Annotated in this window: 12 protein-coding genes; 6 read left to right on the top strand and 6 right to left on the bottom strand. The window is 59.2% G+C overall.

Annotated elements, in window-relative coordinates; genetic code table 11:
* Positions 1-107: 107 nt before the first annotated feature.
* Positions 108-1,418 carry a hypothetical protein gene (locus tag RR_RS03975; protein ID WP_011222758.1) on the bottom strand — a complete coding sequence of 437 codons (1,311 nt, stop codon included), beginning with the start codon at positions 1,416-1,418 and terminating at the stop codon, positions 108-110.
* The gene (locus RR_RS03980; protein ID WP_049938644.1) at positions 1,415-1,933 is read right to left on the bottom strand and encodes a hypothetical protein; all 519 of its coding nucleotides are present in this window, start codon (positions 1,931-1,933) and stop codon (positions 1,415-1,417) included. The genes RR_RS03975 and RR_RS03980 overlap by 4 nt, the downstream gene beginning before the upstream one ends.
* A gap of 479 nt (positions 1,934-2,412) precedes the next feature.
* Between RR_RS03980 and rdfA the strand changes: the two genes are divergently transcribed.
* Positions 2,413-3,009, top strand: coding sequence for a rod-determining factor RdfA (rdfA, locus tag RR_RS03985; protein ID WP_011222760.1), 597 nt, complete (start codon positions 2,413-2,415; stop codon positions 3,007-3,009).
* A 41-nt stretch (positions 3,010-3,050) separates the two neighbouring features.
* Here the strand turns inward: rdfA and RR_RS03990 are convergent, their stop codons facing one another.
* Entirely contained in the window at positions 3,051-5,009 is a 1,959-nt protein-coding gene (locus RR_RS03990) for an archaea-specific SMC-related protein (RefSeq protein WP_049938619.1), read from the bottom strand.
* 232 nt (positions 5,010-5,241) lie between these two features.
* Here RR_RS03990 and RR_RS03995 point away from each other — a divergent pair, with 232 nt between their 5' ends.
* From RR_RS03995 to RR_RS04015, 5 genes are read left to right on the top strand one after another with little or no spacing between them, the layout of a single operon-like run.
* Complete coding sequence (locus RR_RS03995) at positions 5,242-6,393, top strand: PTS fructose transporter subunit IIC (protein ID WP_004965907.1); 1,152 nt, start codon at positions 5,242-5,244, stop codon at positions 6,391-6,393.
* Positions 6,394-6,407: 14 nt separating this feature from the next.
* On the top strand, positions 6,408-6,884 hold the full coding sequence (locus tag RR_RS04000; protein ID WP_011222762.1) for a PTS sugar transporter subunit IIA: 477 nt from the start codon (positions 6,408-6,410) through the stop codon (positions 6,882-6,884).
* On the top strand, positions 6,881-7,168 hold the full coding sequence (locus RR_RS04005; protein WP_011222763.1) for an HPr family phosphocarrier protein: 288 nt from the start codon (positions 6,881-6,883) through the stop codon (positions 7,166-7,168). The genes RR_RS04000 and RR_RS04005 overlap by 4 nt, the downstream gene beginning before the upstream one ends.
* Positions 7,161-8,843, top strand: a complete 1,683-nt coding sequence (gene ptsP / locus RR_RS04010) for a phosphoenolpyruvate--protein phosphotransferase (protein ID WP_011222764.1) — start codon at positions 7,161-7,163, stop codon at positions 8,841-8,843. The genes RR_RS04005 and ptsP overlap by 8 nt, the downstream gene beginning before the upstream one ends.
* Complete coding sequence (locus RR_RS04015; protein ID WP_011222765.1) at positions 8,840-9,271, top strand: PTS fructose transporter subunit IIB; 432 nt, start codon at positions 8,840-8,842, stop codon at positions 9,269-9,271. Before ptsP ends, RR_RS04015 begins: the two co-directional genes overlap by 4 nt.
* A gap of 98 nt (positions 9,272-9,369) precedes the next feature.
* Here RR_RS04015 and RR_RS04020 read toward each other — a convergent pair whose 3' ends face one another.
* The 3 genes from RR_RS04020 to RR_RS04030 form a co-directional block, all read right to left on the bottom strand.
* The gene (locus tag RR_RS04020) at positions 9,370-11,241 is read right to left on the bottom strand and encodes a heparinase II/III family protein (RefSeq protein ID WP_011222767.1); all 1,872 of its coding nucleotides are present in this window, start codon (positions 11,239-11,241) and stop codon (positions 9,370-9,372) included.
* A complete protein-coding gene (locus tag RR_RS04025) occupies positions 11,234-12,484 on the bottom strand; it encodes a glycosyltransferase family 4 protein (protein ID WP_011222768.1) in 1,251 nt (416 codons plus the stop codon). Before RR_RS04025 ends, RR_RS04020 begins: the two co-directional genes overlap by 8 nt.
* 494 nt (positions 12,485-12,978) lie before the next feature.
* Positions 12,979-13,800: an IS5-like element ISH19 family transposase gene (locus RR_RS04030; protein WP_011222770.1), complete on the bottom strand. Its 822-nt coding sequence runs from the start codon at positions 13,798-13,800 to the stop codon at positions 12,979-12,981.
* Positions 13,801-13,860 lie beyond the last annotated feature (60 nt).

Here is a 13,860-nt window from a genome sequence, read left to right on the forward strand (position 1 = left end):
ATGAATTTCATGTATTGCAACAACGTTCAATAAGTCCTTTTGCACGGCAGTCAACACGGTTCTTTTGACCGGCGAGTCAGCCGCAATATTGTTTTCGAACCGCTGTTTCAATCGCCTTCCAGCGCCTGTACGGTCTGTTGGGTGGCTGCTGACGCTGAACGGGCGAGTGCTGTCGCATACCAGTAGTCCGCAACGCTTCTATCGAGAGTGGACGCCGCAATCTCTCCCTGATGATGGGTCAATTCACGGTCAGCGGCCATCACCTTGTGGCCGGCGTCGACGAGAACCGTCCGGGCCAGTGCTGACCGTGAGCTCGATTCAAGGGCCGCAGTGAGTGCATCGTACGCGGTCTGTCTGATGTCTCGAACCGTTTTCGCATCCGATGGCCGAGCGAGTTCCTCTGCCTCCCGCCGCGTCTGAATGCGGTCGAGCGCTCGGAGGCGAGCGAGCTGACTGTTCGCATCGACAACAGCGCTCGCGGGCCCGATAGCATACGCAAGACGGCTGATACCGCTCTGGGCTTCCCGACAGAGTTCGTCGAAAACCATCCACCCAGGGGTGCGGTCGTCCGTGTTCGGTTCCGGCGCCAGGGTCGACTGCTGGTCGCGGATGTCTGCCAGCAATGCTTTTGCTGCGGCGGTCAGTGGTTGCCTGACTGACCCCGCATCGGGTGGAAGCGAGGCAGTGAACTGCGCCCGGATGTGGCGAGCATCACTAAGATACACTTGGGCCGCCTCGGCTGTCTCGCCCCATTCGGCGACAGACAGCAGCGCTGACTCCTCCCGTGGCCTGACATCCGTGTCAGTGGCCCGCTCCAGTCCCGCTTCAATTCGGGCGTGAACCAGCGCCGCACGCACCGGATCTGCCCCGACGTATTCGTGCTCCTGCCGGGTTTCGCGTGCCCCAGACACGGTCCGGTTGTACTCATCCCGGAGTGGAGCGGCGGTGAGGCCACGGTCGACGACGCCCCACCCCGCAGCGGCATAGCGGGCGTTCTCACGAGCGCGCCGCAACGACCGGAGCGCCATCAAGCCGGTTCGGGCCGTCCGTGCATCACCGAGACCCTGTGTTGCATCGCTTGCGGCGTCAGTCAGATGTTTGCGAATGTGACCGTTCGGGATCTCTTCCGGGCCGAGTGGCGTGGGAAGCGTCGCCAGAAGCGAGCGAACCCGCTCCCGTGTGGCGTCGAAATGGCCAGATGTGATAGTAACCGGGACCGAAGGGGGGACAGGAGACTCTCGTTCTTCGTCGCGCGAGATGTCGGGCAAATTGTAAGTATTAATAGTTGCCTTACTTCCTCCACCCAGACTGTCGATACTGCTACAGCCAGCGATGGCGCTGGTCCCAGCTAAGGCGAGCACACCCCGCCGGGTCAGCCGAGGGGATTTCCCGCCAGTCTCAGACGCCTCATCTGTCATGCCTGCTCACCACCGATCTGGGTGCGTCGGTCACTACTCGGTGCTGCCTCGCTTCCGTCTCCACTTTCCCCCTCTGCACCGACTCGCTGTCTTTCGCAGCTGTTGCCTCCAATGGAGGAGGAATAACTGGAGATGTCGTCTGCGTTGACCGTATCGGGAATCCGAATGAGCCAGACCGCGTACACCTCCTTGTCTGCTGTGCAGGGTTCGTCGTAGGGTCGACTCACCCGACCGTAGTCGGTCGTGATGTTATCCGCTGTCCACCGGATCTGACAGAGCGTTAGTCGAAAGCACTCCTCGATCATCACAGTCTGGACGTAGACTGTTTCCGTGTCGAAGTCAGTCTCGTCGAGGAAGGTCTTGATTAGCGACCGGTCCACGTCTTCAGCAGCGGTGACCCGGTCGGCCTTGGATGTCGTGTCGATAACCTCGGACTCCAGTCGACGGGTGTGTGGGCTTTCGGTCGGCCGACCGTCTCCATCATCGAGCCAGACTGGCCGACGGTCGGCGTCCACACGTGTGACAACTGTATCCGGGTCAGATACCGATCCAGTTCCGGGGGCACTCGAATCGTTGTTTTTGGAAGTGGTGCGTGTTGATTCGCCGCTGCTCTCGAAAACCCCGCTGCAGCCGGCCAGAACTGTCGCTAGCCCGCAGACGCTGTGGAGGAGGGTGCGTCGGGTGGAGGGGACCATCGTGTAATGTTTCGCTTGTAATTTCATGTATAAAATTCTCGTGGTTGTTCAGATCACAGCAGACCATTCAGAGGAAGGTTCAGCTACAAATTTCGATACCGGTAGATGATGATACACTCGCAAATGCTGACAGTATACCACTATACCGAGGCATATTAGTCTATATACCACGTATTTAGGTTCAAATTCGCATATCTGGGTGAAGAGGACTATAATAAATAGATAGGACCACGGAACAGTGACCAGACGAATCCGTTCGCAACAAAACGGCTAAACCGGACCGGCGTATTCTGACGATAATGGGGTCAGCGCAGTCCAAAGTCGCACAGCTGATCGAAACGTATGAACTGGCGTCGATGGGCGCGGAGCTGGAACGCGCCTGGCTCGGGAACACCGGGGAACGACAGAGTCTCCGTGACCTCGCTGATCGGTTCAATCAAGCTCTGCTCATGGCTGCAATCCGCGATGCGGGCATGGATGTGATCGACGGCGAACCGGCGAACTTCTATCGGCTTCTGACGGATGACAATGTCAGTGCGGGGAAACGGATCGAGGCGCGGAATCGACTCGACCGAGCCGGCATCGACGTCGATACGTTGGAAGACCAGTTCGTCACGTATCAGGCGATTCGATACTACCTGACAGAGGTTCGCGGTGTGAGCTATGACTCCGAATCAGAAACTGAGCAGGTTGAGCAGGAACGCGGGACTATCGACCGCCTCCGCAGCCGCGTCGAGACAATCGTTCGGGACACGGTCGACCGACTGAACACCGCAGACAAACTCGCTGTCGGCGAGTATCGAGTGTTCGTGAGCATTGATATTCGCTGTCAGGACTGTGGAATGCGTTACAGTATCAGTGACCTTCTCGACCGCGGCGGCTGTGACTGTGAATAATCGCTCAATAAATCCGGTCTTTGAGGAGAGCTACAACCGGGTCAGATATCGGTAATCCGGTTGTAGCTATCTGAGAGCGCCTGTGCGTCCTCGGGGAGCAACGCGACAACGAGATAGGAGGGGAACTCAGCGAAATACTCAACGAGTGAAGCGATACGCTCCGAGTCGATTGCTTCGAGCGAGTCAAGCAACATGAATGGAACCTCCTCGTACACGTCGTGAACAAGGTAGCCCGCGAGTGCAAACACCAGCCCGGTCACTTCGCGCTCACTTTCGCTCAGATGGCCGACAGTGTCCTCGTAGACAGTTCCGCTGTCGGTGCTCCTAACGACGTGGAGGGTGAACGTCGACCCCGTGACGCTGTCGTCGCTATTATGGACTGGGTCATCTGGTGTGTCGGTCCGTTCAAGCCAGATCCGTTCGATATTACCATAACCGAGGATGTCGAGCAGGTCGTCCATCTTCTCGTTGAACTGGTCGGTCGCTTCGGCTTCGAGACGGTCGATACGCGACCGGAGGTCGATCAGTTCGTCAACCACCTCTTCCCGTTGCGCGGCCAGTTCGTTGTTCCGGCGGATCTCTGACTCGATGTCGGCGATTTCTTCGCTTACCTCGTCTCGTTCGGATTCGAGCCGGTCCAGTTCCAGTTCCAGTTCGTTCGCTTTCGTATGGAGGTCGAGCACCTCATCGAACTCTTCCGTCCGGAGCGTCGTGACCCGCTCCTCAAGTTCCTCGACGCGAGCCGAGAGGTTGTTGCGTCGCTCTCGGAGGTCAGTAACCGTCGTCTGCCGTCGCTCAATTTCTGCGTCAACGTCCTCAATTGTCGCCGTGAGTTCTTGTGCCCGCGTGCGTGTCTCCGCAATTTTGTCACGTTGGCCGGTCAGTTCATCGAGTTCATCTTCGATACTGCCGATCTCCGACACCATCTCCTGAAGATGGTCACGCATACTCTGGAGCGTCGACTCGATACGCTCCGGCTTCACCTGCGAGCCACAGGTCCAGCAGGTCGTCTTTGACCCCTTGTACAACTGATCAGTGATGTCACCCACGCTCTCGGGCTTTGCATCGATAGCGTCGGTTATCTCACGGTGTTCGCCGGACAGCAATTCCTCGTTGAACCCGATAACGTTCTGCAGTCGGGTGGTGTACTCTGAGAGTTCCCGCTTTCGTTCCCGAAGCCGGTCGATGTCTGATTCGAGCGCTTCGAGTCGTTCGGTCGGCGATTCCGGGAGGCCAGACCGTTCGACTGCGAGGTTACCCCGCTCGTCGCGTAACGCCGCAATACTCTCTTGCTCCGACTGAATATCATCTCGAACGCGTTTCAGTTCGGACCGAGTCGCCTGGAGTTCATCGAGAGCCGTCTCGAGTTCGTCCCTGTTTTTTTGAGTCGTCTGGAAATCTGCGTCCCGCTCGTCGATTCGGTCCTCCACTCGCTGGAGTTCATCTCTGGTCTCAGCGATCTCGTCGCGTAGATCTGCCTGTTGCCGCTCGAGATCCGGGAGGTCACGCTTGAGCGACGCGATACGGTCGAGTTCCGCATCGATCTCTTCCTTGCGCTGTTCGGCCGCACGTATCTGTCGGTGGATAGATGCCACATCGACTGGCCGCATAATGATCTCTCGGAGGTCCACACCCCGTTCGACGGCTCGCCTAGCCTCGTTGTCTTCGAGCAGGAACGCGAACAGGTCCGCAACTGTCGAGTCAGTGAGAAGGCCGAGGCCAGACCCGGCAACCCCGTCGTCAGTTCTGGTCAGTGTTCGGGTGTACGTTTCCTCTCCCAGTGAGAGTTCGACGCGCCCCTGGTCTGAGTCACCTTTCACGCTCGCCCACTCGCTCCCATGGGCGGCCATCACCGACTGGAGAAATGACGTCCGATTGGTCGCATTCCGGCCTCGAAGCACTGTCACCCCTGGTGGAACCTCGACTGTCGTTTCGTCGATCCCCCCGATCTTCTCGACGGTGACGGTTGCCACCTCCCCGGATACCGAGAGTGAACCCATATTTCGGTGTGTGCGAGTGACGGGCATAAGTACTATGACGCGCGTGGCACCGCCCATTCGGATTTTCACCCCAATAGTTGCCGGCGACTAACAAGCATATGTCTGTTATTCCATCGAATTCATGGCTATAGTTCCATGCAGAAACAATCGCCCAAATACAGATATCAAACAGTTTCGGTAAATAACACGCTCAAACGTGTATCTTTATATCACACAATGGGCGTAGCTGTCGATGTCGTTGACCATGACAGATCAAAACCGGGCCGAGAGTGCGCTTCGCGCTCACGTAACCTCCGTCAAGGAGGACCTGATGACGGGCGTATCGTTCATGATTCCCTTCGTGACTATCGGGGGTATCTTCCTCGCCGTCGCGTACGCGATAGGGGACACACAGGCAGTGTTCGAGAACACCGGCTCGGCAGGCTGGTTCCTCGCACAGATCGGCGTAGCCGGGCTGACAATTATGGTTCCGATCCTCGGCGGGTACATCGCGTACGCCATCGCCGACCGTCCGGGACTCGCCCCGGGGTTCCTGCTGGCGTACATTCTCCAGCAGGGAAACGTCGTCGCCGAAGCGGCAACAGTAATCGGTATCTCCGGTGGCGAGGCCGGTGCCGGCTACCTCGGTGCAATCGTCGCTGGGCTGCTGGCTGGGTACGTCGCACGCTTCTTCAAGAACCTCGATGTCCCCGAGTTCATCCAGCCGATGATGCCGGTGTTGCTAATCCCGGTCGCAACGATGGCAGTTCTGACGCCGATCATGTTGTTCGTTCTGGGCGTCCCCGTCGCACTCGCTAACGAGGGGCTGACGTCCTTCCTGCAGTCGATGCAGGGCGGTCAGGCTATCGTCGTCGGCCTCATCCTCGGCGGGATGATGGCCTTCGACATGGGTGGCCCGGTCAACAAGGTCGCCTACGTGTTCGCGACCGGACTCATCACCGAAGAAATCTACGCGCCGATGGCGGCGGTGATGATCGGTGGGATGATTCCGCCGATCGGCCTCGCACTCTCGAACTTCATCGCCCCGCACAAGTACGCGGCTGAGATGTACGAGAACGGAAAAAGCGGCGTCGTGCTCGGTCTGTCGTTCATTACAGAGGGTGCGATTCCGTACGCGGCCGCGGACCCGCTCCGCGTTATCCCGGCTATTGTCGCTGGCAGTGCTGTCGGCGGTGCGACATCGATGGCCCTCGGCGTCACGATGCCTGCGCCCCACGGCGGTATCTTCGTTGTCCTCCTGTCAAACCAGCCGCTCGCATTCCTGGGCAGCATCCTGCTGGGTTCGCTTGTGACGGCTGTTGTTGCGACAGTTATCAAGCCGGACTTCGAGGACCGCGTCGACACCGGGGCAGAGACGAGCAGCACGCAACCAACGGATGACTAATTACGGTGAGTACAATGACAGACGCAATCTCAGCGGACGATATTGAAGAACTGATTCCGGCAAACCACATCTCGCTGTCCGAACCACCAGCGGAGAAGGAGGCGTGTATCGAGTCTCTGCTAGACCTGTTGGTCGACAGTGGCAGGGTCGAGGACCGCGACCGCGCACTCGAAGCACTGCTTGAGCGTGAATCGGAGACCACCACGGGTGTCGGCATGGGAATCGGGATTCCACATGCGAAGACTGACGCTGTGAGTCGCCCGTCGCTCGCGTTCGCCCGCTCGCAAGAGGGCGTCGACTTCGGCTCCATGGACGGCGAGCCTGCGACACTCGTCTTCATGATTCTCGTCCCGGAAGCCGGCGGCGAGGAGCATCTCAATATCCTCAGCTCCCTCTCTCGAGCCCTGATGCACGACGATGTTCGGGACCGACTCCACGCGGCGGCGGACGAAGCGACCGTTCAGGACGTACTCCGGGAGGCCATCGCATGACGGTCGAGCGCACTGTGACGATTGTTCCAGAAGCCGGTCTGCATGCCCGGCCGGCGTCAGCGTTCGTCCAAGCCGTCAACGACCACGAGGCTGAGGTCTCAGCCGGGCGGCCGGACGATGATCTCGTCCAGGCGGCGAGTATGATCGCCATCACCAGCCTCGGCGTCGGACAGGGCGATGATATCAAACTGGTCGCCGACGGCTCGGATGCAGAATCCGTACTCGATGAGCTGGAACGAATACTGACAACGCCGGAAGCGGAACTGGACACTGACGATGGCTGAACGCACGCTCCACGGGACCGGTGCCACGCCGCGCTCCGGCGTCGGGACAGTTGTCTGGTACGGTCGCGACATCTCGCTCCCGGACCCAGACGACGTGGAAGTCAATCCTGAGACAGAACGCCGGCGGTTCGCCGACGCGGTCGACACCGCCCGCGCTGAACTAGAATCTGAACGTGAGGCGACTGCCGAACGCGTCGGAGAGGACGAGGCCGCGGTGTTTGATGCGCACATCCAGTTCCTTGAGGACCCGACCATCGAGGACACAGTCGAGACGATGATTGCCGATGGGGGCCTAGCACCCAACGCCGTGGACGCCGCGTTCGGCGAACACATCGAACAGTTCGAGGGAATGGACGGTCGAATGGCCGAGCGCGCAGACGACCTTCGTGACGTGCGTGACCGACTCCTCCGTCTGCTGACGGACGGCGAGCGGGTCGGCCTCGGTGACCTACCGGCGGACAGTGTCGTCCTCGCCGAGCGGTTGACTCCCAGCGACACGGCACAACTCGACCCAGAACGCGTCGCCGGCTTTGCCACAGTCACTGGAGGGCGGACATCCCACGCAGCTATCTTCGCCCGTTCGCTCGCTCTGCCAGCCGTCGTCGGTATCGGGACAGATCTCGACACCCTCGAAGACGGAGCAGAGGTCGTGGTCGACGGCGACAACGGGACCCTGCTGGTCAGTCCTGACGACTCCGAACGAGCGGCCGCAGCGAACGAGTCGGGAGCCGCTGTCGTCAATGATTCAGTCAAAACAACTGACGGACGACACGTCGAAGTGGCGGCAAATATCGGCCAGCCGGCGGAACTGGAACCCGCAGCAAAACGGGGTGCTGACGGCGTTGGCCTCTATCGGACCGAGTTCCTCTTTCTCGACCGCGAGACGCCCCCCTCGGAGGACGAGCAGTACGAGGCAATCCGCCAAGCGCTCGACACGTTCCCAGATGGGCGCGTCGTCGTCCGGACGCTGGATATCGGTGGCGACAAGCGTATTCCCTATCTCGACCTGCCAGACGAGGAGAACCCATTCCTCGGCGAACGCGGAATCCGGCGCTCACTCGCACCGGATTCGGACCTGTTCGCCACACAGCTCCGTGCGCTCCTACGCGCTGCCGCGGATGGGGCGGGGGACCTCGCCATCATGTTCCCACTGGTGGCCACTATCGAGGAACTCGACGCCGCACTCGACGCGCTAGAGGCGGCAGCCGGTCTTGACGACTACGACGCCGACGCCGTTGATCCCGAAGTCGGCGTTATGATAGAAACACCGAGTGCCGTCTTCATGGCCGACGAACTCGCCGCACGAGTCGATTTCCTCTCTATCGGGACGAACGACCTCACGCAATATGTGATGGCCGCCGACCGCGAGAACGAGCGCGTCGGCGACCTGCACGACCCGACTCATCCGGGCGTCCTCCGCGCCATCCAGCAAACAGTCACCGCAGCCCACGCCGAAGACATCTGGGTCGGGATGTGTGGCGAGATGGCAGGTGACCCAGATTTGACAGAGTTACTTGTCGGTCTCGGCCTCGACGAACTCAGCATGAGTGCCGTGACGATTCCGGAGGTCAAGACGGCCGTCAGCGAAACCTCGTACAGTTCCGCGAGCGAGCGCGGGGACCGCGCCCAACTCGCCGCAACGCGCAGCGAAGTCCACACCACACTAGACACATGAAACTCGTCGCAGTCACCTCCTGCCCGACTGGGATCGCACACAGTCAGATGGCAGCCGAGAACCTCGAACAGACAGCCGAAGAACAGGGTCACGATATCAAGGTGGAAGTTCAGGGAGCGATGGGCGCGGAGAACGAACTCTCCGATTCCGACATTGAAGCCGCCGACGCCGCCATTATCGCCTCCGATACGTCGGTCAGTCAGGACCGATTCAGCGGTGTCCCGCTAATCGACGGAACCGTCAAAGACGCTGTTAACGACGCTGAAGGAATGATTGCTGACGCTGTCAAAGCCGCTGACGGCGACACGCCCGCCAGAGAGACCGACGTTGGCAGTTCCGAAGCCTCGGCGGGGCCGGACCAGCAGCGCCGGCGCGGCGGCGATCGCTCGAAGAGCCTCGTTGCGCGGCTGAAGCGTCTGTTCAGTTGAGGTGCGGGTTTTCACACCGAGAAGTGACAGCTCCGATTGACAGACCGAACACGTCTCTGGTCACCAAACTGACCGTCTCGGTAGCGGTCCCGGCTAGCTTATTTGTCCGCATCTAAACAGCTGGGCGCTCTGTGGCCACCAGCAGACGGGTCGAGGAGGTACCCGAAGGCCGTCGTCCCAGACTCCGGGCCGGCCTCCAGTTCTAGCGTCTGTCGCTCCTCAGTGACGCCGAACTCGGGGAAGTACTCGGTCGTCGTCGTCCGAACGTCACTGACGCCGAGCGGATAGACGCTGAGTAGGGCCGAGCTCTCGTCACTGCCAGTCGCCCGCACCGTTCCCCAGTCCTCGACTGTGACAGCGACCTCCGGATGGAAGTGGAGTCGGGAGACGCTTGGTTCGGTTTCTGTGTCGGGTCCCCGAAGTTCGTCCCGAACCAACCACCAGTCGTCGCTGGCGAGAATCGTCCTGTCGTGCCGGTACGACGCCGGTGCTGCGGCGGCTGTCTCATAATGCCCCCTGAAGAGAGTTGGGTCGGCCCCCTCGTATTCGGCCGTCGGTTCCGTCCGCGCGCCCATCAGGTACTTGCCGCCGATTTCGATAGGCTCCGTCTCGCCGACCTGGACGGTGTTATGGCCGGCAACGCTTCTGGCGTACTGCCGCCGCTCGTTGTCGGCGTAATCGTACACGCCGGTATCCGTGAGCACGCGCTGTCCGTCGACCCAGAGCAGGACGCTCAGCATGTCGTTGTGGGAGTGACCCGGCAAGTTGGAGGGCCCCACCGGCCCACCGTCTACCAGTAACTGCCCGTGGTCGGTGTCGAGCCAGTAGTACCCCGTCTCGCCGCCCATCGGACTGTGTGACGGGACCGGGCGGTCGTCGGCCCCGAACCCGACGGCCCCGGCGTATCCCAGGCAGGCCGTCAACGGGAGCGACTGCCCGAACACGGCGTCGTTATACAGCGGGAGCCGCTCATCCGGCGGTGAGAGGTATCGCAAGTACGCTACGGCCTGTTTCGTCATCGCTATCAGCCAGTTGGGGGCTGACCGATCACTGGCTGCCAGTAGCGAGCAGGCCGTCACGAACCGCGTTGTAACGATTGCATGGTACATCGGCGACCGTTCATAATGGCCGCCATCAGCAAGGAACTGTTTAGCCCCTGTACGGCCGAGGACAGAGATCCCGTCCGAAATCCAGGACGTGTCAGCCTCTGGGAAAGTGAGTCCAGCCATGAGCAGTGCGAGCCCGTTCTCGATGAGGTGATTACCGCCGACATCAGCCTCGATGTGGTTTGCGAGAAAAAGCGAATTGCGATATATCTCTCGGGCAAGTGCCTCAGTGAGTCTCTCTGGAACGTCTTCCTGGGTGTCCCCAGTCCGCCACGCGAGGTATCGGGTGAGTGTTTGTATGCGGAGTGACACTGCCCACGGTGTCCACGCATTTCGAAGGTATCCTGGCTGGCCGATCTCCATACTATCGGCCCAGTCTCGCACCCACTGGTCGAACACCTCGACAATCCTGTCTGGGGCCGACTGTGAGCCCATAAACCCAAGCGTCGCCCATCGGAGTGGTTCGAACGCGTATAGTTTCAGCGGCCAGAGTAGCGGATAGTTGTCGAACCGGTCGTCAAACCAAGTAGGATGCTCCGGCGACCGGAGCTGTGTGGTCCTGTTAAGGAACGTCAGGGTACCGTCGGCCGCCTGGCGGCTCCGTTGTTGGAACATCTTGACGGTCGCCTCCGAAAGTTCTGCACGAAGCAGGCCAAGGTCCGCTTTGATCGGACTGGTCCCCACCGAGAGGGTTCGAGGAATCGCTGCGTCGTATTGCCCGTTGAAGTCGAGCGGGAGTCGTGTGAGCAAGGTGTTACGAGTCGTCCGCTCGGCCATCCCAAGCACCTGTGCAGACTCCAACTGTGTGAGCGTGTGTCCGTACAATCTGACCGCTTTCGGAAGCGTCTGCAGGTGCTCAGTCATGGTCGGGATCTGGAGTCGTACACGATTCCCGTCGTTCAGTCACTGTCAATGTCCGAAAAACCTCACCAAGTTGACCCGCGATGGCTTGCCGGTCATACTCCTCGGATACGACTCGATGTCCATCTTGACCCATCGCCACCCGCTTTTCGGGGTTTTCGAGGAGGGTTTCAATCGCTACCGCAATACTTTCTGGGTCGGGTTCCGTGTGGATCCCTACGTCTGTATCCGTTGTGAACCGCTTGATTTCCCCCCGCCCGGTGACAACGACGGGTAGCGAGCAGGCCATGTACTCGTACAGCTTCGTGGGTATTGCATAGTCCAGTTCTGGACTGTCTTTTATTGGGGCCAAGCCGACAGTTGCACTGTCGAGGATCTCCGGGATTCGTTCACGGTCCACCAGTCCAACAAATTCGACGCGGTCTTCAAGCCCAAGTCGTTCTGTCACACTCTTGAGCCGAGACACCTCGTCCCCGTCGCCGACCAACTGAAGCAAGGCGTTGTCACTTGAAACGTGTTGCATTGCCCGGATACACGGTTCAAGTGCCTGTGCACTCCCGATATTCCCGGTGTATACGATTCGCGAGTCGTTATTTTCAGGAGTCGATACCGAGGAAAACCGGTCGGTGTCAACACCGTTCGGGACGACTCGAACCCGATCCCTAAGTTCGCTGCCGTACGTGTCACCGACTGCATCTCTAAGTGTCTCAGTCGTTACCGTAATGCGATCAGCCGAGTGTAACGCGAGACGCTGGAACGTGCGGCCGGCCTTTACCAGTGGACTATCTGCTTGAATGTATCCAAGGGCGATTGAGTTCTCAATCCACAGATCGCGGACATCGATTACCCATGGATTCCCGATGGCAGCAGCCACAAGTCCGGGGAACCCAGTAGTGATTGGCGGTGTAGATGTCATGACAACGTCATACTGCCGGAAATTCACGACTAGCCAGAGTGCCGCATGCAGTGCGAATATAACGTAGTAGGGAAGTCGACGAAGCAGAGAGGGGTTCTCTCTCTGTGGCTGCCATGTCCACAAGCGGTGGACGATCACGCCCTCATCGCGTTCTGTCTGCTTGCGCTTCCAAGTCCGTTCGAAGTTTCCCGGTGGGTAACAGAGAGACGGTGCCAGAACGGTCACGTTGAACTCATCACCGAGATTAACGGCTGTGTCGTGAATTCTGGATGCATTGCCGCCCTTTTCAGGCGGATACCGCTGAGAGACGATGACACAGTTAGTCGTCATTGTCGTGAAGTGTGTACGTCAACTGTCTCACTGTCAGATGCTTCTCGTTCCATCTTGACGACGGTCCCGTGTCCGCTGGCCGGTCGCTGCTCATCGACATCAAACCATTGCACTGTATCCCTGACGGGGGTATTAGTATACGTCTGATACTCCTGTGCCATCCTGAATCTGAATCCAGTATATACACTGCTAAAGCGTTATATGTTGACTTATCGGACGCGCACAGCCTTGAAGAAAACGGGCTGTTAGACAAAACATGGTCAAGCTATCAAAGTACATTTTAATAAAGTATTTTGACCTGATTGGCAAACGAACAGCGTGACAGACGCAACAAGAGGGGTCCCAGTCAAATTATTCAGTTTCTCTACAGGCCACGTGAATTATCCGGTAACGGCTTCACAAATAGGATCTGGTGGATAAATCAAACCCCCAAGATCCGGGTGATTAGAATGAGTCGGCCGTGGTGAATCGCCAGACATAGCTTGATTCCACGGCTACAGAGTCTCCTTGATGTTGTGAACGACACACATCAGAACGAGTTCACGAAACTCACCGTACCAAGTTCGCGCACGCACGGCGTCGCCGAGCGTGCGCTTGATTGTGGAGAAGACGGTCTCACACATCGCTCGTTGGCGGTATCGAGGCCCATCGATCCGCGCGTTGTGCGCGTGATCGATGGGCCGGAACTCACGGTGTTTGATCAGGGGTCTTACGCCCTCTTCGCGGAGTTTTTCGCGTAAATCCATCCAATCGTAGCCTTTGTCGGCAGCGAGGCTGGCGAGGTCGCCCGCGTTGCGGCGGGCGACCTGCCAGCCGAGTTGCGTGTCGTGGCGTTTCTCAGTCGTACAGTGCACGTCTAGAATGGCTTGGCTTTCTGTGTCGACGAGAGCTGTCGCTTTGAGCGTCTGAACCCGGTAATTCGTCCGGCGGCAGTAGTGTTTGCTAGCGTTTTCGCGGTCGAAAAATGTCGCATCGATAGCGGCGTGACCAGATGGCTCGTGCTCCTGCGCCGACAGGCGCAGCAGCACTCGCCAGAGTGCAGTCTTGATTCTGTCAAACCACTTGACTAGCGTGGAGTGGTCGGGGAGATCGGCCGCGTCGAGGCCGATCTCCCCGAGTATCTGTGGCATCTCACTCAGCAAATCAAGTGCTACTCGGTAGGATTTTTCCAGGTAAACCCGCAGACAGTGCAGCGACACCACCGCATACTCGGCGAAGCCGCCACCCCCTTCGGGGGCGGCGACTTCGCCTCGCTCACCAACAGCATTTTTAGCTAACTGGACTGCTTTCTTCGTGAAGCGGGAGATCTTCGACATAGAGCATCGGCGGTTTCCCGCTTCATACCACTAGTTCTAACGGTCGAAACCGACGCAGTC

Source organism: Haloarcula marismortui ATCC 43049, assembly GCF_000011085.1.
Taxonomy (GTDB): Archaea; Halobacteriota; Halobacteria; order Halobacteriales; family Haloarculaceae; genus Haloarcula; species Haloarcula marismortui.

Excerpts from the sequence above, each read along its gene's own strand:
- RR_RS04015 (WP_011222765.1), top strand. The coding sequence starts at position 8,840 with ATGAAACTCGTCGCAGTCACCTCCTGCCCGACTGGGATCGCACACAGT.
- RR_RS03990 (WP_049938619.1), bottom strand. The coding sequence starts at position 5,009 with ATGGGTTCACTCTCGGTATCCGGGGAGGTGGCAACCGTCACCGTCGAG.
- RR_RS03975 (WP_011222758.1), bottom strand. The coding sequence starts at position 1,418 with ATGACAGATGAGGCGTCTGAGACTGGCGGGAAATCCCCTCGGCTGACC.
- RR_RS04020 (WP_011222767.1), bottom strand. The coding sequence starts at position 11,241 with ATGACTGAGCACCTGCAGACGCTTCCGAAAGCGGTCAGATTGTACGGA.
- rdfA (WP_011222760.1), top strand. The coding sequence starts at position 2,413 with ATGGGGTCAGCGCAGTCCAAAGTCGCACAGCTGATCGAAACGTATGAA.
- RR_RS04030 (WP_011222770.1), bottom strand. The coding sequence starts at position 13,800 with ATGTCGAAGATCTCCCGCTTCACGAAGAAAGCAGTCCAGTTAGCTAAA.
- RR_RS04000 (WP_011222762.1), top strand. The coding sequence starts at position 6,408 with ATGACAGACGCAATCTCAGCGGACGATATTGAAGAACTGATTCCGGCA.
- ptsP (WP_011222764.1), top strand. The coding sequence starts at position 7,161 with ATGGCTGAACGCACGCTCCACGGGACCGGTGCCACGCCGCGCTCCGGC.
- RR_RS03995 (WP_004965907.1), top strand. The coding sequence starts at position 5,242 with ATGTCGTTGACCATGACAGATCAAAACCGGGCCGAGAGTGCGCTTCGC.
- RR_RS04005 (WP_011222763.1), top strand. The coding sequence starts at position 6,881 with ATGACGGTCGAGCGCACTGTGACGATTGTTCCAGAAGCCGGTCTGCAT.
- RR_RS04025 (WP_011222768.1), bottom strand. The coding sequence starts at position 12,484 with ATGACGACTAACTGTGTCATCGTCTCTCAGCGGTATCCGCCTGAAAAG.